General features: G+C 70.7%; 20 protein-coding genes and 2 pseudogenes. 16 read left to right on the top strand and 6 right to left on the bottom strand.

Annotated elements, in window-relative coordinates:
- Positions 1–858: pseudogene (locus tag EOINJALH_RS33555) on the bottom strand (heme utilization protein); the annotation flags it as partial.
- A gap of 21 nt (positions 859–879) precedes the next feature.
- Positions 880–2899 (bottom strand): annotated as a pseudogene (locus EOINJALH_RS33560) (beta strand repeat-containing protein); the annotation flags it as partial.
- Between the two features lie 344 nt (positions 2900–3243).
- On the opposite strand from EOINJALH_RS33560, the gene flhB reads away from it, so the two are divergent.
- From flhB to EOINJALH_RS27045, 5 genes are read left to right on the top strand one after another with little or no spacing between them, the layout of a single operon-like run.
- On the top strand, positions 3244–4392 hold the full coding sequence (gene flhB, locus EOINJALH_RS27025) for a flagellar biosynthesis protein FlhB (protein ID WP_088286078.1): 1149 nt from the start codon (positions 3244–3246) through the stop codon (positions 4390–4392).
- The gene (gene flhA, locus EOINJALH_RS27030) at positions 4389–6485 is read left to right on the top strand and encodes a flagellar biosynthesis protein FlhA (protein WP_088286080.1); all 2097 of its coding nucleotides are present in this window, start codon (positions 4389–4391) and stop codon (positions 6483–6485) included. The genes flhB and flhA overlap by 4 nt, the downstream gene beginning before the upstream one ends.
- Positions 6482–8005: a flagellar biosynthesis protein FlhF gene (flhF, locus tag EOINJALH_RS27035; RefSeq protein WP_088286082.1), complete on the top strand. Its 1524-nt coding sequence runs from the start codon at positions 6482–6484 to the stop codon at positions 8003–8005. The genes flhA and flhF overlap by 4 nt, the downstream gene beginning before the upstream one ends.
- Positions 8006–8034: 29 nt before the next feature.
- Positions 8035–8823, top strand: a complete 789-nt coding sequence (locus EOINJALH_RS27040) for a flagellar biosynthesis protein (protein ID WP_088286084.1) — start codon at positions 8035–8037, stop codon at positions 8821–8823.
- A gap of 20 nt (positions 8824–8843) precedes the next feature.
- Positions 8844–9557: an RNA polymerase sigma factor FliA gene (locus tag EOINJALH_RS27045; RefSeq protein WP_088286086.1), complete on the top strand. Its 714-nt coding sequence runs from the start codon at positions 8844–8846 to the stop codon at positions 9555–9557.
- A 37-nt stretch (positions 9558–9594) separates the two neighbouring features.
- On the opposite strand, the gene EOINJALH_RS27050 is transcribed toward EOINJALH_RS27045, so the two are convergent.
- The 4 genes from EOINJALH_RS27050 to flgA all read right to left on the bottom strand — a co-directional run bounded on the left by EOINJALH_RS27050 (position 9595) and on the right by flgA (position 13623).
- Entirely contained in the window at positions 9595–11550 is a 1956-nt protein-coding gene (locus EOINJALH_RS27050) for an ATP-binding protein (protein ID WP_088286088.1), read from the bottom strand.
- A 391-nt stretch (positions 11551–11941) separates the two neighbouring features.
- Entirely contained in the window at positions 11942–12364 is a 423-nt protein-coding gene (locus tag EOINJALH_RS27055; RefSeq protein WP_234414062.1) for a hypothetical protein, read from the bottom strand.
- Positions 12365–12371: 7 nt separating this feature from the next.
- Positions 12372–12659 carry a flagellar biosynthesis anti-sigma factor FlgM gene (flgM, locus tag EOINJALH_RS27060; RefSeq protein ID WP_088286090.1) on the bottom strand — a complete coding sequence of 96 codons (288 nt, stop codon included), beginning with the start codon at positions 12657–12659 and terminating at the stop codon, positions 12372–12374.
- 166 nt (positions 12660–12825) lie between these two features.
- Positions 12826–13623: a flagellar basal body P-ring formation chaperone FlgA gene (flgA, locus tag EOINJALH_RS27065; RefSeq protein ID WP_088286414.1), complete on the bottom strand. Its 798-nt coding sequence runs from the start codon at positions 13621–13623 to the stop codon at positions 12826–12828.
- Positions 13624–13773: 150 nt separating this feature from the next.
- On the opposite strand from flgA, the gene flgB reads away from it, so the two are divergent.
- From flgB to flgL, 11 genes are all read left to right on the top strand, one after another.
- Positions 13774–14184, top strand: coding sequence for a flagellar basal body rod protein FlgB (flgB, locus tag EOINJALH_RS27070; RefSeq protein ID WP_088286092.1), 411 nt, complete (start codon positions 13774–13776; stop codon positions 14182–14184).
- A gap of 5 nt (positions 14185–14189) precedes the next feature.
- The gene (flgC, locus tag EOINJALH_RS27075; RefSeq protein WP_088286094.1) at positions 14190–14597 is read left to right on the top strand and encodes a flagellar basal body rod protein FlgC; all 408 of its coding nucleotides are present in this window, start codon (positions 14190–14192) and stop codon (positions 14595–14597) included.
- A gap of 22 nt (positions 14598–14619) precedes the next feature.
- Positions 14620–15309 (top strand): flagellar hook assembly protein FlgD, encoded by a 690-nt coding sequence (locus EOINJALH_RS27080; protein WP_088286096.1) that lies wholly within the window; start codon positions 14620–14622, stop codon positions 15307–15309.
- 52 nt (positions 15310–15361) lie between these two features.
- Positions 15362–16636 carry a flagellar hook protein FlgE gene (gene flgE / locus EOINJALH_RS27085; protein WP_088286098.1) on the top strand — a complete coding sequence of 425 codons (1275 nt, stop codon included), beginning with the start codon at positions 15362–15364 and terminating at the stop codon, positions 16634–16636.
- A gap of 46 nt (positions 16637–16682) precedes the next feature.
- Positions 16683–17408, top strand: coding sequence for a flagellar basal-body rod protein FlgF (gene flgF / locus EOINJALH_RS27090; RefSeq protein WP_088286100.1), 726 nt, complete (start codon positions 16683–16685; stop codon positions 17406–17408).
- Between the two features lie 108 nt (positions 17409–17516).
- A complete protein-coding gene (flgG, locus tag EOINJALH_RS27095; RefSeq protein WP_088286103.1) occupies positions 17517–18305 on the top strand; it encodes a flagellar basal-body rod protein FlgG in 789 nt (262 codons plus the stop codon).
- Positions 18306–18321: 16 nt separating this feature from the next.
- A complete protein-coding gene (locus EOINJALH_RS27100) occupies positions 18322–19005 on the top strand; it encodes a flagellar basal body L-ring protein FlgH (protein WP_088286106.1) in 684 nt (227 codons plus the stop codon).
- A 2-nt stretch (positions 19006–19007) separates the two neighbouring features.
- Positions 19008–20171, top strand: coding sequence for a flagellar basal body P-ring protein FlgI (locus EOINJALH_RS27105; protein ID WP_088286109.1), 1164 nt, complete (start codon positions 19008–19010; stop codon positions 20169–20171).
- A 2-nt stretch (positions 20172–20173) separates the two neighbouring features.
- Entirely contained in the window at positions 20174–21049 is an 876-nt protein-coding gene (flgJ, locus tag EOINJALH_RS27110; RefSeq protein ID WP_199873486.1) for a flagellar assembly peptidoglycan hydrolase FlgJ, read from the top strand.
- A 26-nt stretch (positions 21050–21075) separates the two neighbouring features.
- Entirely contained in the window at positions 21076–22986 is a 1911-nt protein-coding gene (flgK, locus tag EOINJALH_RS27115) for a flagellar hook-associated protein FlgK (RefSeq protein ID WP_088286111.1), read from the top strand.
- Between the two features lie 35 nt (positions 22987–23021).
- Positions 23022–24221: a flagellar hook-associated protein FlgL gene (gene flgL, locus EOINJALH_RS27120; RefSeq protein WP_088286113.1), complete on the top strand. Its 1200-nt coding sequence runs from the start codon at positions 23022–23024 to the stop codon at positions 24219–24221.
- Positions 24222–24246: the final 25 nt, after the last annotated feature.

Below are 24246 nucleotides of genomic sequence, written 5' to 3' on the forward strand. Positions count from 1 at the left end.
GGTGCCCAGCACCGCCAGGTCGGCCGTCTGCAGGCCGCGGATCTGGCTGGTGGTCAGCGCGTAGAGGTCGGCGGTCTCGAGGTTCTGCACCTGCGTGGTGGTCAGCGCGGCGATCTGGCTGGTGGTCAGCGCAGTGAACTGCGTGGTGCCCAGCGAGTTGAGGCTGCTGGTGCCCAGGCTGGCGATCTGGCCCGAAGTCAGCGCCACCATCTGCGTGGTGCCCAGGTTGGACAGCTGCGTGGTGCTCAGCGCGGCGATCTGCGAGGTCGTCAGCGCGGCCACCTGGCCGGTGGCCAGGGCGGCGAGGTCGGCGGTCTCGATGGCGGCGATGGCCGTGGTCGACAGCGAGCGCAGCTGGCTGGTCGTCAGCGCGCCGATCTGCGTCGTGCCCAGGTTGGCGATCTGCGTGGTGCCCAGCACCGCGAGGTCGGCCGTCTGCAGCGCGCGCATCTGCGAGCTGGTCAGCGCGGCGAGGTCGGTGGTCTCGAGGTTGGCGACCTGGGTGGTGGTCAGCGCGGCGACCTGCGCCGTGGTCAGCCCCGAGAACTGGGTGGTGCCCAGCGAGTTCAGGCTGGTGGTGCCGAGCGCGGCCACCTCGGCCGTGGTCAGGCCGGCCATCTGGCTGCTGGTCAGGTTCGACAACTGGGTGGTGCTGAGCGCGAAGACCTGCGCGGTGGTCATCGCGGCGATCTGCGCGGTGCCCATGGCGGCCAGGTCGGTGGTCTCCAGCGCAGCGATGGCGGTGGTGGACAGCGAGCGCACCTGGGTGGTGGTCAGCGCGGCGATCTGGCTCGATTCGAAGGCCGCGATCTGCGTGGTGCCCAGCACGGCCAGGTCGGCCGTCTGCAGGCCGCGCACCTGGCTGGTGGTCAGCGCGTNTGGTCAGGGCCGAGAACTGGGTGGTGCCCAGCGCATTCAGGCTGCTGGTGCCCAGGCTGCCGATCTGCGCCGAGGTCAGCGCGGTGAGCTGCGTGGTCGTCAGGTTGGACAGCTGCGTGGTGCCCAGCGCGGCGATCTGCGAGGTCATCAGCGCGGCCACCTGCACGGTGGTCAGCGCGGCCAGGTCGGTGGTCTCGATGGCGGCCACCGCGGTGGTGGACAGTGAGCGCAGCTGGCCGGTGGACAGCGCGGCGATCTGGCTGGATTCGAAGGCGGCGATCTGCGTCGTGCCCAGCACGGCCAGGTCGGCCGTCTGCAGGCCGCGCACCTGGCTGGTGGTCAGCGCGTAGAGGTCGGCGGTTTCGAGATTGGCCACCTGCGTGGTGGTCAGTGCGCCGATCTGGCCGGTGGTCAGCGCCGCGACCTGCGTGGTTGTCAGGGCGTTGAGGCTGCTGGTGCCGAGACCGCCGATCTGGCCGGTGCCCAGCGCGGCAACTTGCGTGGTCGTGAGGTTGGAGACCTGCGTGGTGCCCAGCGCGCCGAGCTGAGAGGTGCCCAGCGCTCGTACCTGGGCGGTGCCCATCGCGGCGAGGTCGGTGGTCTCGATGGCGGCGATGGCGGTGGTGCCCAGCGCGCGCACCTGGCCGGTGCCGAGCGCGGCGATCTGGCTCGACTCGAAGGCGGCGATCTGCGTCGTGCCGAGCGCGGCCACGTCATTGGTCTGCAGGCTGCGCACCTGGCTGCTGGTCAGCGCATACAGGTCGGCGGTCTCGAGGTTGACGGTCTGCGTGGTCGACAGCGCGGCGATCTGGCTGGTGGTGAGCGACGAGAACTGTGTCGTCGTCAGCGAGTTCAGCGCGGTGGTGCCCAGGCTGCCGATCTGCGCCGTGTCCAGCGCCGTGATCTGCGTGGTGCCCAGGTTGGACAGTTGCGTGGTGCCCAGCGCCGCCACCTGCGAGGTGGTGAAGGCGCGCACCTGCGCAGTGCCCATGGCGGCGAGGTCGGTGGTTTCGAGGGCGGCGACGGCGGTGGTGCCCAGCGCGCGCACCTGGCCGGTGGTCAGCGCGGCCACCTGGCTCGATTCGAGGCTGGCCACCTGCGTGGTGCCCAGCGCGGCGATCTCGGAACTCTGCAGGCCGCGGATCTGGCTGGTGCCCAGCGCATAGAGGTCGGCGGTCTCCATCGCGGCGGCCTGGGACGTGCCCAGCGCAGCGATCTGGCCGGTGGTCAGCGACGCGAACTGCGTCGTGCCCAGTGCATTGAGGTTGGTCGTGCCGAGCGCGGCGATCTGCGCGGTGGTCAGTGCGGCCACCTGGGTGGTGCCGAGGTTGGCGACCTGGGTGGTGCCCAGCGCGCCGATCTGGCTGCTGGTGAGTGCGCGCACCTGGCGCGTGTCCAGCGCGGCCAGGTCACTGGTCTCCAGCGCGGCGACCTGCGTGGTGCCCAGGCTGGCCAGCTGGCCGGTGCCCAGCGCGGCGAACTGCGAGGTGGTCAGCGAGTCGAGGCTCGTCGTGCCCAGCGCGGACAGCTGCGCGGTGGCCAGTGCCCGCACCTGCGCGGTGGTCAGGTTGGACAGCTGCGTGGTGCCGAGCGCGCCGACCTGCGTGCTCGTCAGTGCCAGCACCTGGGCCGTGGACAGGGCCGCCAGGTCGGTGGTCTCGACGGCGGCCAGGTCCGTGGTCTCCATCGCCCGCAACTGCGCACTCGTCAGCGCCGCCACCTGGCTGCTGCCCAGCGCGGCCACCTGCGTGGTGGTCAGGGCGGTGATGCCGGTGGTGCTGAGCGCGCGCACCTGCGACGAGCCCAGCATCGCCAGGTCGCTGGTCTCGAGCGCGGCCACCGAACTGGTGCCGAGCACGCGCAGACCCGCAGTGGAGATGTAGGGCATCTGCGCCGTGGTCAGGGCCACGATCTGAGCCGTCGAGAACGCCGCCCAGTCCTGCGTGGTCATGCCGGCGATCGAGGCCGAGGTGAGGCCTTCGATCTGCGTGGTCGTCAAGCCAAGAACGATGGAAGCCATGGACGTGGTCCTTAAGTGCGTGCGTCTGTCGGGTCGGGATATCCGGTGGCGGTCGTCGGGCCCGGCCGGCGCCGACTGCGCGACGCCACGGGACAGGCCTTTCGATCAACCTTCGACGGGATATCGGGTCCGCACCCGGGAACTTGAATCGGCGCGGCGGGTTGGAGATGGCGCGTGCGTTTCGTCACAAGTGCGGGCGGGCGCGGGTCGATCCGTCGCCATGTCGCCAGGATGCCCGGGTCGGCAAGGTCACCTGGCACCGATGACCCGTCGTTTTCGCCGCCTTATCCGGACAACCGTTGCGCGGCCGACGGGCACCATCCTGGGGAGGGTTCCACCACACCATGGCCGACGCACAAGACCGCAACCTACCCGCCTCGGAACGCAAGCTCCGCAAGGCCCGTGAAGACGGGCAGGTGGCGCGCTCGCGCGACCTGGCGCACCTGGGGGTCGTCGGCGGTGGCGGTGCGGTGCTGCTGGCGGCCATGCCCTGGCTGCTGGACGCGACGCAGGACATCCTTCGCGCCGGCCTGCGCTTCGACGCGCACGACCTGCAGGGCGCCGAGGGCATGTTGCAGCGCCTGGGCGACCTGGTGATGGCCTTCCTGGGCATCGTCGTGCCGATGGGTGCGGTGGTCACGCTTCTGGCCGTGGGCGCGGGCGTGCTGTCGGGCGGCTGGAACTTCACCTTCAAGCCGCTGGCACCGAAGTTCAGCCACCTCGACCCGCTGGCCGGGCTGGGCCGCATGGTCTCGCGCGACCACCTGGGCAACCTCGTCAAGTCCTGCGTGCTGGCGCTGGTGGTCGGTGCCATCGGCGCCACCTACCTGGCCTCGCACCTGCAGGACTTCCACGACGCGCTGACCATGTCGCTGCCGGTGGCCCTGGCCCACACCGGGCAGGCGCTGATCGGCGGCCTGGGCCTGATGGCGCTGGCCCTGGGCGTGTCCGCGATGATCGACGTGCCGCTGCAGCGCGCCATGCACGCCCGCCGCCTGAAGATGAGCGTGCAGGAAGTCAAGCAGGAACAGAAGGATTCCGAGGGCAACGTCGAGGTCAAGGCCAAGCTGCGCGCCCGCATGCGCGAGATGGCGCAGCGCCGCATGATGGCCGCGGTGCCCGGCGCCGACCTGGTGGTGATGAACCCCACCCACTACGCCGTGGCGCTGAAGTACGAGGACGGCAAGATGGCCGCGCCGAAGGTGGTGGCCAAGGGTGCCGACCTGATCGCGCTGCGCATCCGCGACATCGCCCGCGAGGCCAAGGTGCCAGTGCTGCAGGCACCCGCGCTGGCCCGTGCGCTGTACGCCCACACCGAACTCGACCAGGAGGTGCCGGCCCGGCTGTTTGCCGCCGTGGCGCAGGTGCTGGCCTACGTGTACCAGCTGCGCGCGGCGCTGGACGGCCGCGGCGCCTGGCCGAACGCGCTGCCCGAGCTCGACGTGCCGCCGGACATGGACCCGCACCTGAAGCATGAAGGGGCCGGCGCATGAACCCACGCCTGATCCTGGCGCAACTGCAGGCCATGGTGGGCCCGCGGGCCGGCGTGCTGCGCGCGCTGATGGCGCCGCTGTTCATCGTCATGGTGCTGGGCATGATGGTGCTGCCACTGCCGGCGCTGGCGCTGGACGTGCTGTTCACCTTCAACATCACGCTGGCGCTGATGGTCATGCTGGTGGCCGCGCACATGCTGCGGCCGCTGGACTTCGCCGCCTTCCCGACCGTGATCCTGGTCACCACGCTGCTGCGCCTGTCGCTCAACGTGGCCTCCACCCGCGTGGTGCTGCTAGAAGGCCACAACGGCACCGGCGCCGCGGGCAAGGTGATCGAGAGCTTCGGCCACTTCCTGATCGGCGGCAACTTCGCCGTCGGCCTGATCGTCTTCGCCATCCTGGTGGTCATCAACTTCATCGTCGTCACCAAGGGCGCCGAGCGCATCGCCGAGGTCGGCGCGCGCTTCACCCTGGATGCGATGCCCGGCAAGCAGATGGCCATCGACGCCGACCTCAACGCCGGCCTGATCGACGAGAAGGAGGCCAAGCGCCGCCGCCTCGAAGTGGGCGAGGAGGCCGAGTTCTTCGGCGCCATGGACGGTGCCAGCAAGTTCGTCCGCGGCGACGCGGTGGCCGGCATCCTGATCCTGTTCATCAACATCATCGGCGGCCTGATCATCGGCATGGTCGACCACAACCTGTCGGTGGCGGCGGCGGCCAAGTCGTACATCCTGCTGGCCGTCGGCGACGCGCTGGTGGCGCAGATCCCGGCGCTGCTGGTGTCGGTGGCCGCGGCGATGGTGGTGTCGCGCGTCGGCAAGGAATCCGACATCGGCAGCCAGATCCGCACGCAGGTCTTCGGCAGCCCCAAGGCGCTGGCCATCACCGCCGGCATCATCGGCGCGCTGGGCACCATCCCGGGCATGCCGCATGTCATCTTCCTGCTCATCGCCGGCGCGGTGGCCTGGCTGGCCTGGTGGCTGGGGCGGCGCGCCCAGCGCGCGGCGGAAAAGCCCATGCCCTCTGCCGAGGCGCAGCAACCGGCGGCCAATGCCGAGGCCAGCTGGGACGACCTGCAGCCGGTCGACACGCTGGGCCTGGAGGTGGGCTACCGGCTCATCGCGCTGGTCGATGCCTCGCGCTCGGGCGACCTGCTCGGCCGCATCAAGGGCGTGCGCAAGAAGTTCGCGCAGGAGGTGGGCTTCCTGCCGCCGCCGGTGCACATCCGCGACAACCTCGAGCTGAAGCCCAGCGTCTACCGCGTGATGCTGCGCGGCGCGGTGGTGGGCGAGGGCGAGGCCTTCCCGGGCATGTTCCTGGCCATCAACCCCGGCGGCGCGACGGTGAAGCTGCCCGGCGCCGAGACCGTCGACCCGGCCTTCGGACTGCCCGCCACGTGGATCGAAGAGCGCCAGCGGGAGCTGGCCCAAATGAATGGATTTACGGTGGTTGATTGCTCGACCGTCGTGGCCACCCACCTTTCACACTTGATGCAGGTGAATGCGGCCAGGTTGCTGGGCCGGGTGGAGACCCAGCAACTCGTCGAGCACGTCACCAAACTCGCCCCCAAGCTCATCGAAGACGTGATCCCCAAAATGGTCGGCATCTCCACCATCCAGAAGGTCCTCCAGCTGCTGCTGGAAGAAGGGGTGCACATCCGCGACATGCGCTCGATCGTCGAGTGCGTCGCCGAGTTCGCCGCCACGGTGACCGACCCCGGCGAACTGGCCAAGCGCATCCGCATCCACCTGGCCCCGGTGATCGTGCAGCAGATCTACGGCCCGCAGCGCGAACTGGACGTCATTGCGCTCGAACCCGAACTCGAGCGCCTCGTCACCCAGGCCCTGACCTCGCCACACGGCGCGGCGCTGGACCCCGGTGTGGCCGACACGCTCACCCGCGAGGCGGCCAACACCGCCCGCCGCCAGGAAGACCTGGGCCAGCCGGCCTGCCTGCTGGTGCCGGACCTGATCCGCGCGCCGATGGCCCGCCTGCTGCGCCGCGCCGCCCCGCGCCTGAAGGTGCTGGGCCACAGCGAGATCCCTGAGACCCACTCGATCCGCATCGGATCGATCATCGGAAGTACGACATGAACGTCAAGCGATTCACCGCGAAAACCTCGCGTGAGGCCCTGGCCCTGGTGCGCAGCGCGCTCGGCGACGACGCCGTGGTGCTGTCCACTCGGCCCGGTGCCGATGGGGTCGAGGTGCTGGCCATGGCGCCCGACGGCATGCAGCAGCTCGAAGCGGCGGCGGCGCAGACCACGCTGGTGCGGGCCTCGACCAAGGCCGTGCCCACGCTGCGCGAGGAAGTGCCGGGCCTGCGCCAGGCCCACGCCCAGGCCCAGGCCGCCCAGCGCGCGCCGCAGCGGCCGACCGAGCAGGCCGTCGACGACGACGTGCAGACCCTGGGCATGAGCACGCTCACCTTCCAGGACTACGTGCGCGAGCGCATGCTCAAGCGCCGCCAGGTCGAGCTCGACCTGGCCGCCACCACGCGCGGCGATCGGCCCGCGGGGGCGGCGTCGCTGCCGGCCCGCCAGGCCGAGCCCGCGCCGGCGCGCATGGGCGCCACGCCGCGCCGCGAACTGCCGGTGCTGCGCGAGGAGATCCGCCTGGCCGAGGCTGACACCAAGCGCAGCGCCGGTGTCGCCGCACAGCGCGACCACAGCGAGATGATCGGCGAACTGCGGGCGATGAAGAGCCTGATCGAAGAGCGCTTCGGCATGCTGGCCTTCATGGAGAAGCTGCAGCGCAACCCGCGCCAGGCCGAACTGGCGCAGAAGCTGCTGGACACCGGCCTGTCGCCGGCGCTGATCCGCAAGATCGTGCAGGGCCTGCCGGCCGAAGTGAGCGACGAGATGGCCTGGGCCGCCTCGGTGCTGGAGCGCAACGTGCTCACCGACGAGCACGAGATCGCGCTCGAGGACTGCGGCGGCGTGTTCGCCCTGATCGGCTCCACCGGCGTGGGCAAGACCACCAGCACGGCCAAGATCGCCGCGGCCTTCGCGGCCCGCCACGGCGCCGCGCAGCTGGGCCTGATCACGCTGGACGCCTACCGCGTGGCCGCCCACGAGCAGCTGCGCACCTACGGCCGCATCCTCGGCGTGCCGGTGCACACCGCGCACGATCGCGCCTCGCTGGAAGACCTGCTGGAGCTGCTGGCCGGCAAGAAGATGGTGCTCATCGACACCGCCGGCATGGCCCAGCGCGACACCCGCACCCGCGAGCTGCTCGAGATGCTCTCGCACCCCTCGATCCAGAAGCTGCTGGTCATCAATGCCGCGGCCCAAGGCGAGACGGTGGAAGACGTGATGGTGGCTTACGGCGCCGCCGCCTGCCGCGGCGTGATCGTCTCCAAGCTCGACGAGGCCGTGAAGCTCGGCCCCGCGCTCGATGCGCTCATCCGCCACAAGTGCAAGGTCATCGGCGTGGCCAATGGCCAGCGCGTGCCCGAGGACTGGCACCGCCTGTCGGCCCAGGCCCTGGTGCAGCGCGCCATGCGCGGCGGCGGCAGCTCCTCGTGGCGGCTCGACGCCGGCGAGGTGAACCTGTTGTTCGCCGGCCGCCACGCCGTGCAACCGTCGGCTGCCGCGTCGGTCGCTCGCGCCTGAACGCCCACCACCCCGCACCGCGAGACCCCATGCGATCCTCCCCGTCCCACGCCGCCGCCCCGCGCGACCAGGCCCATGGCCTGCGCCGCATGTTCGCGGCGACCCGGCGGCGCTTCGTGCAGCTGGCGCACAACCCCTACGCGGCCTATGGCGGCGTGGGGATGGAGCGGCTGTGCGCCGCCTTCGCCGAGCGCCAGCTGCACACCCTGGTGGTCGACGCCGCCGACACCGCCTCGCCCGCGCACGAACTGGCCAGCATCGACCTGTCGGCCTGCATCGAGCCACTGTCGGCCAGCGTGTCCTTCATCGCCGCGCGCGGCCTGCCGATGCGCTGGCTCGACGCCCGCGGTTCGACCGCCGGCTTCCTGGCCGCGCTGGGCGAAGCCGTGCCGCGCGCCGACGTGGTGCTGGTGCACGCCAGCGCCTCCGATCTGGCGCGGATGTTCGCCGGCCGCACGCCCAGGCCGGTGCTGCTGGCCAGCGACCAGCCCGAAAGCCTGACCCATGCCTACGCCTCGATGAAGCTGCTGACGCAGCGCCTGGGCGTGATGGCCTTCGACCTGCTGCTCACCTCGGACGGCACCCGGCAGCGCATGGCGCGCATCGCCGAGCGCCTGACCGGCTGCGCCGACCGCTTCCTCGGGGCCGCGCTCGGCGAATGGGCCGTGGCCGATCCGTCGCGCGGCGACGGCGAGCCGCCCGATCCCGGCATCTGTCGCCTGGCTGCCGCGCAGCTGACCGGCGACGAGCCCTGCACCCCCTTGCAGCGACCGCCCGGCCGAATCCGGCCCGGCCTGCACGCCGGTGAAGCGAATTGACCTCTCTCCGGAGCCACCCCATGTACACCGCCAAAGGCAGACTCGACGCCAACGCGATGCTCAAGCAGTACAGCCCGCTGGTGCGCCGCCTGGCGCACCAGATGATCGCGAAGCTGCCGGCCAATGTCGAACTCGACGACCTGATCCAGGTCGGCATGATCGGCCTGTCCGACGCGCTGAGCCGCTTCGACAAGGAGCAGGGCGTGCAGTTCGAGACCTTCGCCACCCAGCGCATCCGCGGCGCCATGCTCGACGAGCTGCGCGGCACCGACTGGATGAGCCGCGGCGACCGCCGACACCAGCGCTCGATCGAGGCCGCGGTGCACCGCCTCGAGCAGCGCCTGGGCCGGGCCCCGCACGAGAGCGAGATCGCCAAGGAGATGGGCCTCACGCTCGTCGCCTACCAGGAACTGCTGGGCAAGGTGCGCGGCACGCAGCTGGTCTACCTGGAAGACATGACCGGCGACGACGGCGACGACGACTACCTCGACCGCCACGTGGTCGACGAGACCGCCAACCCGCTGGCCATGCTGAAGGACCTGCGCATGCGCGAGGCGCTGGTCGAGGCCATCAAGAACCTGCCCGAGCGCGAGCAGTACGTGATGAGCATGTACTACGAGCACGACCTGAACCTGAAGGAAATCGCCGCCGTGCTGAAGGTCACCGAGAGCCGGGTGTGCCAGCTGCACAGCCAGTCCATCGCCCGGCTGCGCAGCAAGCTGCGAGAGTGGTGATCCCCGTGCGCTGAACCGCACCGGGCGACCGGGCGCGTCAGCGGTGGCGCTGGCTCAGCGTGAACTCGAACCGGGCGCCCCGCCCGGGCCGGCCCGTCGCCGAGATGCGGCCGCCGTGCCGCTGCACGATGCGCTGGACGATGGTCAGTCCGAGGCCGGTGCCGTGGTATTCGTCCTGCCGGTGCAGGCGCTGGAAGGGCTTGAAGAGCCGCTCGGCCAGGTCTTCGTCGAAACCGGCCCCGTTGTCCTCCACCGCCAGCGTCAGCAGGCCCGCGGCGTCGCGCCCACCGTCCACGCGCACCCAGGGCCGTTCGGTGTGGCGGGTGAACTTGGCGGCATTGCCCAGCAGGTTGTGCAGCACGATGCGCAACTGCGACGCACTGGCCCAGGCCACCAGGCCCGGCTGCACCTGCCACTGAACCGGCGCCACGCGCTCGATCGGTGGCAGCTCGCCGATCACCCGCTGCGTCAGGGCGCTCACGTCCACCTCGTGCCGTTCGATGCCCTCGGTCGATGAGCGCGCCAGGTCGAGCAGGGCTTCCAGCGTGCCGAGCATGGTGGTGGCCGCGCGGCGCTGCAGATCGAGCAGCTGGCGGTCGTCGGTGCCCAGCCGCTCGCCCAGCTTCAGGGTGAGCAGGTTGGCCAGCCCCTGGACTTCGCCGATCGGCGTGCGCAGCTCGTGCGCGAGGTGGCGCGCGAAATCGTCCAGGTCGTGGTTGGCCAGTTGCAGCTCGCGCGTGCGGGAGGCCACCGCATGCTGCAGTTCCTGGTTGTGCTTGACGAGCATCGACTCGGCCGCCTTGCGCAGCGAGATGTCGCGTCCCACGCCGTGATAGCCGACGAAGTGGCCGTCCTCGTCGTGCCGCGGCGCCCCCGCCAGTGAAATCCAGACGATGCGGCCGTCGTCGCGCCGCATGGGGAACTCGAGCGCGCGGAAGGGACGCCGCGCGTCGAGGTCCTCGCGGTGCGATTGCCATTGCGGCGCCGAAATCGCGTCGGGGTAGGCCTCCCAGAGCGTCTGCCCGGTGCAGCGGTGGGCCAGCGAGCCGAAGCGGCGCAACTGTTCGGCATCGGGCGCCGGGCAGCGGTGCTGCGCATCGGTCGACCAGTACCAGTCGGACGACAGCCCGGCCATCACCGCATGCCGCTGCTCGCTGTCCTTCAGTCGCTGGTAGGCCTGCTTGGGCTCGGTGACGTCGCTGCCCACGCCCTCGTAGCCGCCGAAGTGGCCATCGCGCCGCCAGCGCGGCCGCCCCGACAGGGCCACCCAGCCGTGGGCGCGCCCGGCCATGCCGGCGACCTGCACCTCGACATGGCGGAAGGTCTCGCGCCGGCCCATGCGGGCGTGGAAGGCGTCCCAGCCGCCCTCTGGCGCCTGCAGAAAGTCGAGTTGGTCGTGGCGCCGGCCCAGCACGTCGCCCAGGGCCCGCCCGGCGGGCTTGATGATCGGCGCATCGGCCGACATCGACGACAACCGGCCGTACTCGTCGGTCTCCCAGAACCAGTCGGACGACAGCTCGGCCCGGGCACGCCAGCGGCGGTCGGATTCGCCCATGACGCCCTCGACCTGCTCGGCCAGGTCGGCGAAGGCCGAGGGCATCTGCCGCCGGGCCGGCCGGCGCAGGATGTCCACTGCCGATTCCCAGGCGCCGCGCCGCAGGTGGTGGGCGGTGTCGCGCAGCGCCTGTCCGGCTTGCCGCTGGCGACGCCATTGCCAGGCCACGGCCAGCGCCAGGGCGGCCAGACAGCCGGCGCCGGCGGCCAAGCCCTGCCACAGCGCGGCGCGCTGGGCCCCGCCGACCGCGCCGTCGACGAGCACCGGCAGCAATCGCCAGGCGGCGATCAGCGCCAGCAGGGCCGACAGGCCCAGCAGGCCCGGCCACCAGGCCGAAGGCCGCTCGGTCGGCGTGGCGGGCAGACCCGAGTCCGGGCTGGTGTCGAGGGCGAACGGCTGGGTTTCAGCGGTCGGTCCGGGCCGCAGGCCCGGGCGCAAGCGGCGGGGCGCCCGGCGCGCGCCTGCGGGGTCGTCGGGACCGGTGTCGGCCCGACCGGCCCTGGCGGCGCTCGAGAGGTGCTGCGATCCCAACGCGAAACCTTGTCCGGTGCCGGCCCCTGGGCGGGGTCAGCGAATGAAACGCCTGTGCCTGAATGTGTTCAGGTGGCGGCAGTGTGCCCCCGCGATCAGGGGGCGGTACCGCCCTTGCAGGCGCCGCTCCGGGGCCTTGTGTGGCATTTCGCACGGGCAACGGCCATGTGGGCATCCGGTCCGAAGGTATCGGGTCGAGATGCCCTGCCAGCCCTGTGGGGCGAGGACTGTGAGGCTGAGCGTGCAGACCGAGGCACGCGGGCCGCGACCGCTGGCCAGGTGCCGCGGCGACGGACCGTCAGGCGCGCAGCATGCCGCCGCGCGTGGACGACGACTGCAGGCCGTTCGACGCGTACAGGCCGGCCGACACGTGCGGCGCGGGCATCAGCACGTCGATGGCGCGGTCCAGGGCGGCCGTGGCACGGGCCAGGCTTTCGCGCTGGCGGGCCACCGTGGCACTGGCGCGGGCCAGGCGGCGCCGCAGCGGTTCGGGCACGCCGCCGTGCTCGGCCACGTGCATGAAGCACTGGACGGCATTGGCCAGGGCCCGGTGCAGTTCACCGGCTTCGTGTTCGATGGCCGCGCCATCGCGCTCGCGCAGGGCGTCGGCCAGGGACACCAGCCCCTGCTCGACGTGCTGGACGACCTGCTCCAGTTCCACGGTGCGTGACGACGGCGAACCGGCGGTGGACGAGGCAATGGACTTGGCAGGAGGGGCCATGGTGGCGTCAGGCCTTGCGGCCGGGGCTGAGCAGTTCCTGGGCGTTGGCGATCAGCTTGTCGGCGATCGCGTCCGCGTCGATTTCGTACTTGCCGTCGCGTATCGCGTCGGCGATGCGCTTGACCTTCTCGGCGTCGAAGACGGCATCGCCGCCCCCCGCGCCCATGAGCGCCGTGCTCGACAGTTCGACCTTGGCACTGGGCTCTGCTCCTGTCCCGGCGGGCGCCGAGGTGGACTTGCGCTCAGTGACTGCCGGACCGACCGCAGCCTTGTTTTCGAATTGACCGATCTTCATGATGGACTCCAGCGGGGCGGGTCGCCTGACCAAACCCTTGCGACATGCTCGGTGTATCGGCCGCTCCGGAGCGCGACTTTAGTGCTTTCCAGATGTAAATGCACCGAACCCCCGGTTCCGGGGATCGGGCCGTCGGTCTCGAGGCGCCCGGCGTGGCGTCCCTGCGTCACAGCGGCACCTCCACGCGGCGGTCGCCGGCCGGCATGCCGGTGAGGATGCGGCCCGATTCGGTGCGCACCCGCGCCGGCTGGCCCTCGAAGCCCGGGCCCATGGCCTGGCCGTCGGCGCTGACGGCAAAGCCCGCGCCCTGCGCGACGATGCGCACGGCATCGCCGGCGGCGAACCACTGGCGTGGCTTGAGGTCGCCGCGGCGCACCGCCTCGCCCGCGGCCAGTGGCCGGGCCAAGGTGCGGCCGACGATGGCATCGGCGTCGCCAAGGGCCGGATCGGGGCTGGCCGCGAGGTCCACCTCGGCCTCGGCCAGGTGGTGCACGCGCAGCACGGTGCCGGCGGGCAGCGAGGTGCTGGTCACCAGCGAGCGGGCGATCACCTTCACCGTCACCGGGATCGAGACGTTCCAGCGCGTCGGCCCCTGCAGGCAGCGCAGGCCCATGCGGCTGCGGCCCAGCAGGCGCGTGCCGGCCGGCAGGTAGGGTTCGATGCGCTGGCAGGGGGCCAGCGTGAGGCGCGGATCGAGCTGGCCGACCTCGACCTCGATGCGCGCCGGTGCCTGGGTGGGGCCCCAGCTGGCGCCGGCCGATTCGCGCGCCAGGCGCTGCAACTGGCCGGCCAGGGTGGGATCGAGGGCGGCGCTGGCGTTGGCAGGTTCCACCGGCGCGGTCAGCACGGCGGGCGCCGACAGCGTCAGCAGGCCCAGCACCGCGGCCTTGGCCAGCAGGCACAGCACGGCGCCGAGCGCGGCATCGCGCAGTTCGGACGGGGCAGGGGGACGGACGGGGGTCATGGTCGACATGGTGTCCGGGCGGGGCCCGGCCCGGTGGTTCGAAATGACCGGCAATGGTCCCCTTGTTCGCGCTCATGTTCGCGGCAGGCCCTGCCCACAATCCCGAACACCGGGACCATGCCGCCATGGCCCCCTGGCAGAGGTGCCGCGATGCAACGACTGACCCAAGCGCTCGATTTCCAGGCCAATGCCCTCGTGCTGCGGGCCGAGCGGCAGCGCCTGATCGCCAGCAACATCGCCAACGCCGACACCCCGGGCTACGTGGCCCGCGACATGGATTTCGCCCGTGCGCTGCGCGAGGCCACCGGCGCGCAGCGCGTGGACGGCGCGATGGCCACCACGCAGGCCGGGCACATGGCCCTGGCGGCCGGCGCCCGCGACGAACCCGACCTGCTGTACGCCAGCCACGCGCAGGACAGCGTCGACCGCAACACCGTCGACCTCGACCGCGAGCGCAACAGCTTTGCCGACAACGCCGTTAAGTACGAGGCCACGCTGCGCTTCATCAACGGCAGCGTGCGCTCGATGCTCGACGCCATGAAGAGCCACAACCAGGGTTGATCGCCATGACGATGCTCAAGATCTTCGACGTCTCCGGCAGCGCCGCCAGTGCGCAGAGCCAGCGGCTCAGCACCGTGGCCTCCAACCTGGCCAATGCCGACACCGTGGCCGGGCCCGACGGCCAGGCCTACAAGGCGCGGCAGGTGGTGTTCCAGACCACCCTGATGGGCGAGGTGGGCGCGGCCGGGGTGCGCGTGTCCAACGTCATCGAGGACCAGACCCCCGGCCGGCGCGTGCACGACCCCAAGCACCCGGCCGCCGACGCGCAGGGCTATGTCACCTACAGCAACGTCAACCCGGTGGAGGAGATGGTCAACATGATCTCGGCCTCGCGCTCGTACCAGAACAACATCGAAGTCATGAACACGGCCAAGAGCCTGCTGCTCAAGACCCTGCAACTGGGCCAGTCCTGAGCCCTGCTGATCGGACACCGCCATGGCCGTCACCGCCACCACCCCCACTCCCACCACGCCTGCCTCGCCGTTCGCGGCCTTCAGTACCGCCACCAACGGCGACAAGTCCACCGCCGCTTCGGCCAGCAAGTCGGCGCAGGAGCAGAGCGACCGCTTCCTCACGCTGCTGGTCACGCAGATGAAGAACCAGGATCCGCTGAACCCGATGGACAACGCGCAGATCACCACGCAGATGGCGCAGATCAGCACCGTCAGCGGCATCGACAAGCTGGCCGCGTCGGTCGGCGACATGAACGGCCTGCTGCTGCAGATGCAGTCGCTCGAGGGCGCCGCGCTGGTCGGCAAGGACGTGCTGGTGGCCGGCAAGCAACTGGTGCCGGGTGCCGAGGGTGCCACCACCGGCGGCTTCGACCTCAACGGCTCGGCGCGCAACGTGGTGGTCAGCGTCAAGGACGCCGGCGGCAAGGTCATCGACACCATCGACCTGGGCCAGCTGCCCGCCGGCCGACACACCTTCGACTGGACCGCGCCCGACCCGAAGGCCGTCGGGCTGACTTTCGAAGTGAGCGCACTGAACGGCGCCCAGCCGGTGACCAGCACGCGGCTGATGGCCGACCGCGTGCAGGCCGTGCATACCGAGGCCGGCCAGCTTACCGTCGAGCTGCTGCGCAGCGGCAACGTCAAGTACAGCGACGTCAAGGCCGTGTCCTGACGCGCCTGCCCATCCCACACGACCCCGTTTCGACCCACACAAGGAGCCCACCATGGCCTTCCAGCAAGGACTCTCCGGACTCAACACCACGTCCAAGAACCTCGGCGTCATCGGCAACAACATCGCCAATGCCAACACCTACGGCAACAAGTCCTCGCGGGCGGAGTTTGCGGACCTCTACGCCACGTCGATGAACGGCAGCGGCAGCAACGGCATCGGCATCGGGGTCAACCTGACCGGCGTGGTGCAGCAGTTCTCGCAGGGCAACATCACGACGACGCAGAGCACGCTGGACATGGCCATCAACGGCAACGGCTTCTTCCAGCTCGACAACAACGGCACCAGCGTGTACTCGCGCAACGGCCAGTTCCAGGTCGACAAGGACGGCAATGTCGTCAACGCTGCCGGCCACAAGCTGCTGGGCTACGCGGCCAACTCCGATGGCCTGATCATCCCGTCGACGGTGCAGGCGCTCAAGCTGCCCACCGCCGGCGTGGCGCCGCTGGCCACCTCGGAGGTGCGGCTGGAGTACAACCTCGATTCGCGCGAGAAGATCAAGAGCCCGGCTGGCGCGGTGGCCATCGACTTCCAGGACCCGGACACCTACAACAGGGCCACCTCGATCCGCGTCTACGACGTCAAGGGCCAGGAGGTGGCGCTGACGATGTACTTCCAGCGCACCGGCGACAACACCTACGACGTCTACGCCACGGCCAACGGCAAGAACTGGCCGGACCCGGCAAACCCGGCCACCGCCCTGGTCACCGGCCTGGAATACGACGTGGCCGGCACCACGCTGGTGAACCCGCCGCCGAACGCGCCGTTCACCATTCCGGGCGGCATCCAGTCGGTGCCGCTGCCGGACGGCGGCAATTCCATCCCGATCGATCCGATCACGATCGACTTCTCCAAGTCCACGCACTTCGGCAGCGGCTTCTCGGTGACCGACCTGGCGCAGAACGGCTACGCGCCCGGTCAGCTCACCGGCATCAACATCGACAAGACCGGCGTCATCAAGGCCCAGTACTCCAACGGCGAGAGCACCAATGCCGGCCAGGTGGTGCTGGCCACCTTCCGCAACCCGCAGGGCCTGCAGCCGCTGGGCGGCAACGGCTGGGCGTCCAGCTTTGCCTCAGGCGATCCGATCGTCGGCGCGCCGGGCCAGGGCAACATCGGCAGCGTGCAGTCGGGTGCGCTGGAGGAATCGAACGTTGACCTCACCGCCGAGCTGGTCAACATGATCGTCGCGCAGCGCTCGTACCAGGCCAACGCGCAGACCATCAAGACCGAGGACCAGGTGCTGCAGACGCTGGTCAACCTGCGCTGACGCCGGCCCGGCCGACGATCGCTGACACGCCACCGGACCGCCCCGCATGGACCGCCTCATCTACCTGTCGATGGCCGGTGCCAAGGCCACGATGCAGCGCCAGGAGGTGCTCGCGCACAACCTGGCCAATGCCTCGACCACGGGCTTCCGCGCCGAGCTCACGGCCTTCCGCGCCGTGCCGGTGCTCGGCGACGGCGCCAGCACGCGGGTCTATGCGCTGGAATCCACGCCCGGCTACAACCCCGATCCGGGCCCGGTGGCGGCCACCGGCCGCAACCTCGACGTGGCGATGAAGGGCAACGCCTGGCTCGCCGTGCAGGCACTCGACGGCACCGAGGCCTACACCCGGGCCGGTGCGCTGGACGTCAACGCCGAGGGCCTGCTGGTGACGAAGAACGGCCTGACCGTCGTCGGCGACGGCGGCCCCATCACCGTGCCGGCCAATGCCGAGGTGCTGATCGCCGCCGACGGCGGCATCAGCGCCAAGGTGGGCAACGGCCGGCCACAGGGCATCGGCCGGCTCAAGCTGGTGACGCCCGAGGCGCCGCTGAACCGCGGCACCGACGGCCTGTTCCGCGCGGCCGAAGACCTGCCCGCCGACGCCACCGCGCGCGTGCAGGACGGAGCGCTCGAGGGCAGCAATGTCAGCCCGGTCGAGTCGATGGTGGCCATGATCAGCGCGGCGCGCCAGTTCGAGCAGCAGATGAAGCTGCTGCAGACCGAGCAGGAGAAGGAGCAGTCGGCCACCCGGCTGCTGTCCAACCAGTCCTGATCGCGCGCCCCGCACGCCAGAGAAGCGCCGCTCCTGCGGCGCTTTTCGCTTCATGGGCGGGCTTCAGTTGGTTCGATCATCGACGCATCAACTGCCAGGAGTGCGGCCATGATCCGCTCGCTGTGGATATCGAAGACCGGGATGGAGGCCCAGCAGACGCAGCTGGACGCCATCTCGCACAACCTCGCCAACACCGCCACCAACGGCTTCAAGCGCGGCCACGCCGTGTTCGAGGACCTGATGTACCAGAACCTGCGCCAGTCGGGGGCCAACACCTCCGAGCAGACGGCGTTGCCCACCGGCCTGCAGATGGGCCTGGGCGTGCGCTCGGTGGCGATGTCGCGCAACTTCACGCAGGGCGCGCTGCAGCAGACCGGCAGCAAGCTCGACATGGCCGTCAAGGGCACCGGCTTCTTCCAGGTGCAGATGCCCGACGGTACCGTGGCCTACACCCGCGACGGCGCCTTCCAGCGCAACTCGCAGGGCCAGTTGGTGACCAACGGCGGCTACCTGGTGCAGCCCGGCATCACCATCCCGGCCAATGCCGACCCCGAGTCGCTCACCGTCTCGTCCGACGGCACGGTGCAGGTGATGCTGCCCGGCCAGACCGCGCCGCAGGTGCTGGGCCAGATCCAGCTGGCCGGCTTCATCAACCCCGCCGGCCTCGAGCCGCGCGGCGAGAACCTGTTCAGCGAGACCGCGTCGTCCGGCACGCCCGCCGGCGGTGCCCCCGGCACCAACGGGCTGGGCCTGCTGTCGCAGGGCTTCGTCGAGACCAGCAACGTCAACGTGGTCGAGGAACTGGTGGCGATGATCCAGACGCAGCGCGCCTACGAGATCAACTCCAAGGCCATCAGCACGGCCGACCAGATGCTCTCGCGCCTGGCGCAGCTGTGATGCCACGAGACCCGTCATGACCGGATCGATGTGTTTCGCCGCGCTGGCCGCCCTCGCCCTGCTGGGCGGCTGCCAGTCGATGAGCCGCCTGCCCGAGGTGGAACTGGTGCAGCCCACCAGCGCCATCGGCGTGCCCACGGTGATGCCGCGGGCCAAGTCGGCCAACGGCGCCATCTACCAGCCCGAGCGCTACCGCCCGCTGTTCGAGGACTACCGCGCCCGCCTGGTGGGCGACACGCTCACCGTGCAGATCGCCGAGAAGGTGAGCGCGGTGCAGCGCTCGACCAGCAAGGTGGAGAAGGCAGCCACGGTGGATGCGGCGCTGACCGCGCTGCCGCTGTTCAAGAGCAACTCGTTCGGCAAGGCCGCCGCCGGCGGCAACCAGAGCAACAACTTCGAGGGCAAGGGCACCACCGAGAACAGCAACGACTTCTCCGGCACGATCACCGCCACCGTGGTGCAGGTGCTGCCCAACGGGCACCTGGTGATCTCCGGCGAGAAGCAGATCGGCGTCAACGCCAACGTCGATGTGCTGCGCTTCTCGGGCCAGGTCGATCCGCGCGCCATCGCGCCGGGCAACAACGTGCAAAGCACGCAGGTGGCCAACGTGCGCATCGAACAGCGCGGCCGCGGCCAGCAGGCCGAGGCGCAGTCGATGGGCTGGCTGGCCCGCTTCTTCCTCAACATGATGCCCATCTGACCATGACCACAACCCCCCCGGGCCGCCCGTCCCCGATCGTGCCCCGCAGCGAACGCCTGGTGCGATGGCTGGTGCTGGGCACGGCGGTGCTGGCCAGCGCCGCCGTGTGGTGGCCGGTGCAGGCCGCCCGCATCAAGGAGGTGGCCAGCGTGCAGGGTGTGCGTGCCAACCAGCTCACCGGCTTCGGGCTGGTGTTCGGCCTGGACGGCACGGGCGACCAGTCGACCCAGTCGCCCTTCACGCCGCAGGCCTTGGCCGCCTTCCTCGAGAAGAACGGCATCGCGCTGCCGCCCGGCGTGACGATGCAGCCGAAGAACCTGGCCGCGGTGGTGGTGACGGCCGAGCTGCCGGCCTTCGCGCAGCGCGGCCAGCGCATCGACGTCAATGTCTCGTCGGCCGGCAACGCCAAGAGCCTGCGCGGCGGGATGCTGCTGTCCACGCCGCTGCGCGGCGCCGACGGCCGCGTCTACGCCATCGCGCAGGGCAACCTGATCGTCGGCGGCGCGGGCGCCTCGGCCGGTGGCTCCAAGGTGCAGATCAACCACCTCGCCGCGGGCCGCGTGCCCGAAGGCGCGATGGTCGAGGAGGTGGTGGCCACCTCGCTGGGCGAAGACGGCGTGCTGCAACTCGACGTCAACGCCAACGATTTCGCCACCGCCCGCGCGGTGGCCGGCGCGATCAACGAATCGAAGGGCGCCGGCACGGCGCAGGCCATGGATGGCCGCGTCGTCAAGGTCAGGCTGCCGGCAGACGAGTCCGAGCGCGTGGGCTTCATCGCCGACCTCGAGAACCTGCCGGTGACGCTGGCCAAGCCGGCGGCCCGCATCGTGCTCAACGCCCGCACCGGTTCGGTGGTGGTCAACGAGGCGGTGACCCTGGCCGACTGTGCGGTGGCCCACGGGGCGCTGTCGGTGACGATCAACGCCATGCCGGTGATCAGCCAGCCCTCGCCGCTGTCGCAGGGCGGGCAGACGGTGGTCAGCGAGAAGGCCGACATCACCATCCAGCAGCAGGGCGGGGCGCTGATCCAGCTGCCGGCCGCGGCCAAGCTGTCCGACGTGGTCAAGGCGCTCAATTCGCTGGGTGCGACGCCGCAGGACCTGCTCGCCATCCTGCAGGCCATGAAGGCCGCCGGGGCGCTGAAGGCCGAGATCGAGGTGATCTGACCATGGCCAACATTTCACTGCAGCGACAGAACAGCGGCCTGGCCGGCGACGTGCGCGGCCTGGACAGCCTGCGGCACAGTGCCGCCAAGGACCCGAAGGCCGCTGTGCGCGAGGCGGCCAGGCAGTTCGAATCGCTCTTCATGCAGGAGATCATGAAGAGCATGCGGGCCACGACCATGAACTCGGGCCTCACCGACAACGAGGCCACCAAGCTCGGCACCGAGATGCTCGATTCGCAGCTGGCCACCAAGATGGCCGGGCTGCCCGGCGGCCTGTCGGACGTCATCGCGCGGCAGCTCGAGCGGCAGATGGGCTTGTCGCCCGGGCCGATCCCGTCGACCACGCCGGCCAACCGCAGCCTGCCGCTGGTGTCCACGCCCGGCAGCACGCCGAAGATCCCCGAGAAGAGCGCGGCCGGCTTCATCGACCAGCACGGCGCCGCGGCCAAGGCGGCCGAGCAGGCCACCGGCATCCCGGCCACCTTCATGCTGTCGCAGGCGGCGCTGGAAACCGGCTGGGGCCGCAAGGAAATCACCGCATCCGACGGCACGCCGTCGAACAACCTCTTCGGCATCAAGGCCGGTGCCAGCTGGAAGGGCGCGGTGGCCGAGGTCATGACCACCGAGTACGTCGGCGGCAAGGCACAGAAGGTGGTGCAGCGCTTCCGCGCCTACGGCAGCCACGCCGAGTCGTTTGCCGACTATGCGAAGCTGATGAAGGACAGCCCCCGCTACCAGGGCGTGGTGGCCGCCGGCGCCGACGCCAAGGGCTTCGCGCAGGGCCTGCAGCGCGCGGGTTACGCAACCGACCCGGCCTATGCCGACAAGCTGTCGCGGGTCATCAACACCACGCTGCGGCTGCAGCGCAGCCAGAGCTGACGCTCGGGCCACAGGGAGGCTGAACCATGTCGATGCTGATGTCGCTGGGCACACGGGCCATGTTCGCCGCGTACGCGCAGCTGAACACGATCGGCCACAACATCGCCAACGTGAACACGCCGGGCTACTCGCGCCAGCAGACGCTGCAGGCCGCGACCGAAGGCCAGTTCACGGGGTCGGGCTACTTCGGCCGCGGCGTCACCGTGCAGACGGTGACGCGGGCGACCAACATGTTCCTCACCCAGCGGGCCGAATCGGCGCGCGCGGGCGCGGCCGCCGACGGCGTGCGGCTGGACATGCTGCAGCAGCTGGAGAAGGTCTTCGGCACCGGCGAGGCGGGCGTGGGCCATGCCGCCACGCAGCTGTTCAATGCCTTCAACGACCTGGCCGCCTCGCCCGCCGACCTGTCGGCCCGGCAGGCCGTGCTGGCCCGCGGCGAAGACCTGGCGTCGATGATGCGCTCGTACAGCGACCAGATCGACGTGGTGCAGGCCAACGTGCGCAGCGACGTCGAGAACTCGGTGCGCGAGGTCAACACGCTGGCCGACGAGGTGGCCGGCCTGAACCTGCGCATCATCGACGCGATGGGCTCGGGCAGCACCCCGAACGACCTGCTCGATGCGCGCGATCACCTGGTCAGCCAGATCGCCGAGAAGATCGAGGTGCACACCTTCACCTCCAGCGACGGCAGCATGAGCCTGTTCGTCGGCGGCGGCCAGAGCCTGGTGCTGGGCGGCAGCGCCAACCACTTGGTGGCCGCACGGAACGAGTACGACCCCACCCGCTCGTCGCTGGGCATGCTGGTGGGCGGGCAGGAATCACCGCTCGACGCCGGGTCGCTGTCCGGCGGCTCGCTGGCCGGGCTGATGGCTTTCCAGGACGACGACCTCGTCGAGGCCCGCAACCGGCTCGGCCAGATGGCCGCCGGGCTGGCCGAGGCGATGAACCTGCAGCAGTCCTTCGGCATCGACCTGACCGGCGCCACCGGCGCCGACATGTTCGGCATCGGCGACCCGGTGGCCCTGCCGGCCGCCAGCAACGACAAGGTGGCCGGCGCCTTCGTCGCCAGCGTCGATCTGGCCATCGTCGACGCCACCGCGCTGAAGGCCAGCGAGTACACGATGGTCAACGACCCGGCCAACGCCGGCATGTTCATCGTCACCCGGCTGGCCGACGACAAGGTCTTCCAGCCGGTGGCCAGCGGCGACGTGATCGACGGGTTCTCGATCACCGTCGGCGCGCCGCCGCCGGGGCCGTCCGACCGCTACCTGCTCAAGCCCAGCAGCGCCGCTGCGTCCGGCATGGAGCTGACGATCGGCAACCCGCGCGCCATCGCCGCCGCGGCACCGGTGACGGCCGTGGCCGCCATCGCCAACACCGGGTCGGCGTCGGTGGCCTCGCTCACCGTCGTGGCCGCACCGGCGGCGGCGTACCAGGCGCTGACCCTGAACTTCATCGACAACCTGGGCGGCTACGAACTGCGCGATGCCGGCAACGCCGTGGTGGACGCGAACACCTGGACCGCGGGCACGCCCATCAGCTACAACGGCTTCGAGCTGAAGCTCGACGGCCGGCCGGCCCAGGGGGACGTCTTCACGCTGGCGCCCACCGCATTCCCTTCGGCGAGCAATGGCAACGCGCTGGCCTTCGACGGCCTGGCCGCGCGCCTGCTGGTTGACGGCCAGAGCTTCACCGACGCCTACGCGCAGACCCTGTCCGAGGTGGGGGTGCGCGTGCAGGGCGCCACCGCCGCGGCCGACACCAGCGGCGCCGTCGCGTCCCGTGCCAGCGAGGCCCTGTCCAGCGAGACCGGCGTGAACCTCGACGAAGAGGCCGCCAAGCTGATCCAGTACCAGCAGGCCTACCAGGCCGCCGCCAAGATGCTGCAGACCGCGCAGAGCGTGCTCGACACGCTGCTCAGTCTCGGCGGGCGCTGAGCCCCCCCATGTTCTCCAACAGGCGCTGATCCCCCATGAGAGTCTCCACCGCCAGCCGCTACGAAACCACCGTCGACAGCCTGCAGCGCCGCCAGGCCGACCTGAGCGAGGCCCAGATGCAGATGGCCAGCGGCAAGCGCGTCAACCGGCCCAGCGACGACCCCACCGCGGCCGCGCGGGCGGAGCGCGCGCACATCGCGCAGCAGCGCCTGGTGGCCGAGCAGCGCTCGGTCGACGTGAGCCGCAACGCGATGGCGCTGGCCGAGGCCGCGCTGGGCCAGGCCGGCGAGGTGATGCAGCAGGCCCGCGAGTCGATGGTGGCCGCCGGCAACGCCAGCTACGGGCCGGGCGAGCGCGCCGCCGTGGCCAAGCACCTGCAGCAGATGCGCGGGCAACTGCTGTCGCTGGCCAACCAGCACGACGCCGCCGGCGGCTACACCTTCGGCGGCCAGGGCAGCACCTCGCAGCCCTTCCTCGACGCCATCGGCGGCGTGGTCTTCGCCGGCACCGCGGGCCAGGCGCAGGTCTCGGCCAGCGAGCAGATGCCGGTCACCGTCGACGGCGAGAACATCTGGCTCGGTGCGCGCAGCGGCAATGGCGTCTTCGTCACCGGCGCGGCCGCGGCCAACACCGGCAAGGCCTGGGTCGATGCCGGTGGCGTCACCAGCCCGGGCGCGCTCACCGGCGACCCGTACGAGATCGTCTTCTCCGACAGCGGCGGCGGCGTCATGGTCTACGACGTGCTGCAGAACGGCGCGCCGACGGCCATCGTCGGCGCCCCCTACACCTCCGGCGCGTCGATCACCGTCGACGGCATGAGCTTCGACATCAGCGGCACGCCGGCGGCCGGCGACGTGTTCACCCTGGACCCGGCGGCCCCCGGGCTCGACGTCTTCGATGCGCTCGACCGCGCCATCGCGGTGCTGCAGGACGGCACCTCCAACGGTGGCGAGGTGTCGCAGGCGGTGAGCAACGGCCTGCGCGACCTCGACGGCGTGATGGGCCACCTGCAGGCCGCGCGATCGGTGGCCGGCTCGGCGCTGTCGCGCCTGGATTCGATCGATTCGCGCAACCAGGATCGTGCGCTGTGGGCGAAGTCGGTACAGTCCGATGCAGAGGATCTCGACATGGTCCAGGCGGTGTCCGATTTCCAGAACCAGCAGACCAGTTACCAGGCCGCGCTGCAGACCTACGCCATGGTGCAGCGCCTGTCGCTGTTCGACTACATCAAATGAACGCCGCGCACCGCGCAGCGGCTCG

Origin of the sequence: Ideonella sp. A 288 (assembly GCF_002198735.1) — a bacterium.
Lineage (GTDB): Bacteria > Pseudomonadota > Gammaproteobacteria > Burkholderiales > Burkholderiaceae_C > Pseudaquabacterium.

Coding starts and splice junctions, on each gene's coding strand:
- flgB (WP_088286092.1), top strand. CDS start 13,774: ATGCAACGACTGACCCAAGCGCTCGATTTCCAGGCCAATGCCCTCGTG.
- flgF (WP_088286100.1), top strand. CDS start 16,683: ATGGACCGCCTCATCTACCTGTCGATGGCCGGTGCCAAGGCCACGATG.
- flgA (WP_088286414.1), bottom strand. CDS start 13,623: ATGACCCCCGTCCGTCCCCCTGCCCCGTCCGAACTGCGCGATGCCGCG.
- EOINJALH_RS27105 (WP_088286109.1), top strand. CDS start 19,008: ATGACCACAACCCCCCCGGGCCGCCCGTCCCCGATCGTGCCCCGCAGC.
- flgM (WP_088286090.1), bottom strand. CDS start 12,659: ATGAAGATCGGTCAATTCGAAAACAAGGCTGCGGTCGGTCCGGCAGTC.
- flgJ (WP_199873486.1), top strand. CDS start 20,174: ATGGCCAACATTTCACTGCAGCGACAGAACAGCGGCCTGGCCGGCGAC.
- flgG (WP_088286103.1), top strand. CDS start 17,517: ATGATCCGCTCGCTGTGGATATCGAAGACCGGGATGGAGGCCCAGCAG.
- flgC (WP_088286094.1), top strand. CDS start 14,190: ATGACGATGCTCAAGATCTTCGACGTCTCCGGCAGCGCCGCCAGTGCG.
- flgE (WP_088286098.1), top strand. CDS start 15,362: ATGGCCTTCCAGCAAGGACTCTCCGGACTCAACACCACGTCCAAGAAC.
- flhF (WP_088286082.1), top strand. CDS start 6,482: ATGAACGTCAAGCGATTCACCGCGAAAACCTCGCGTGAGGCCCTGGCC.
- EOINJALH_RS27080 (WP_088286096.1), top strand. CDS start 14,620: ATGGCCGTCACCGCCACCACCCCCACTCCCACCACGCCTGCCTCGCCG.
- flgK (WP_088286111.1), top strand. CDS start 21,076: ATGTCGATGCTGATGTCGCTGGGCACACGGGCCATGTTCGCCGCGTAC.
- EOINJALH_RS27040 (WP_088286084.1), top strand. CDS start 8,035: ATGCGATCCTCCCCGTCCCACGCCGCCGCCCCGCGCGACCAGGCCCAT.
- flhB (WP_088286078.1), top strand. CDS start 3,244: ATGGCCGACGCACAAGACCGCAACCTACCCGCCTCGGAACGCAAGCTC.
- flhA (WP_088286080.1), top strand. CDS start 4,389: ATGAACCCACGCCTGATCCTGGCGCAACTGCAGGCCATGGTGGGCCCG.
- flgL (WP_088286113.1), top strand. CDS start 23,022: ATGAGAGTCTCCACCGCCAGCCGCTACGAAACCACCGTCGACAGCCTG.
- EOINJALH_RS27055 (WP_234414062.1), bottom strand. CDS start 12,364: ATGGCCCCTCCTGCCAAGTCCATTGCCTCGTCCACCGCCGGTTCGCCG.
- EOINJALH_RS27100 (WP_088286106.1), top strand. CDS start 18,322: ATGACCGGATCGATGTGTTTCGCCGCGCTGGCCGCCCTCGCCCTGCTG.
- EOINJALH_RS27045 (WP_088286086.1), top strand. CDS start 8,844: ATGTACACCGCCAAAGGCAGACTCGACGCCAACGCGATGCTCAAGCAG.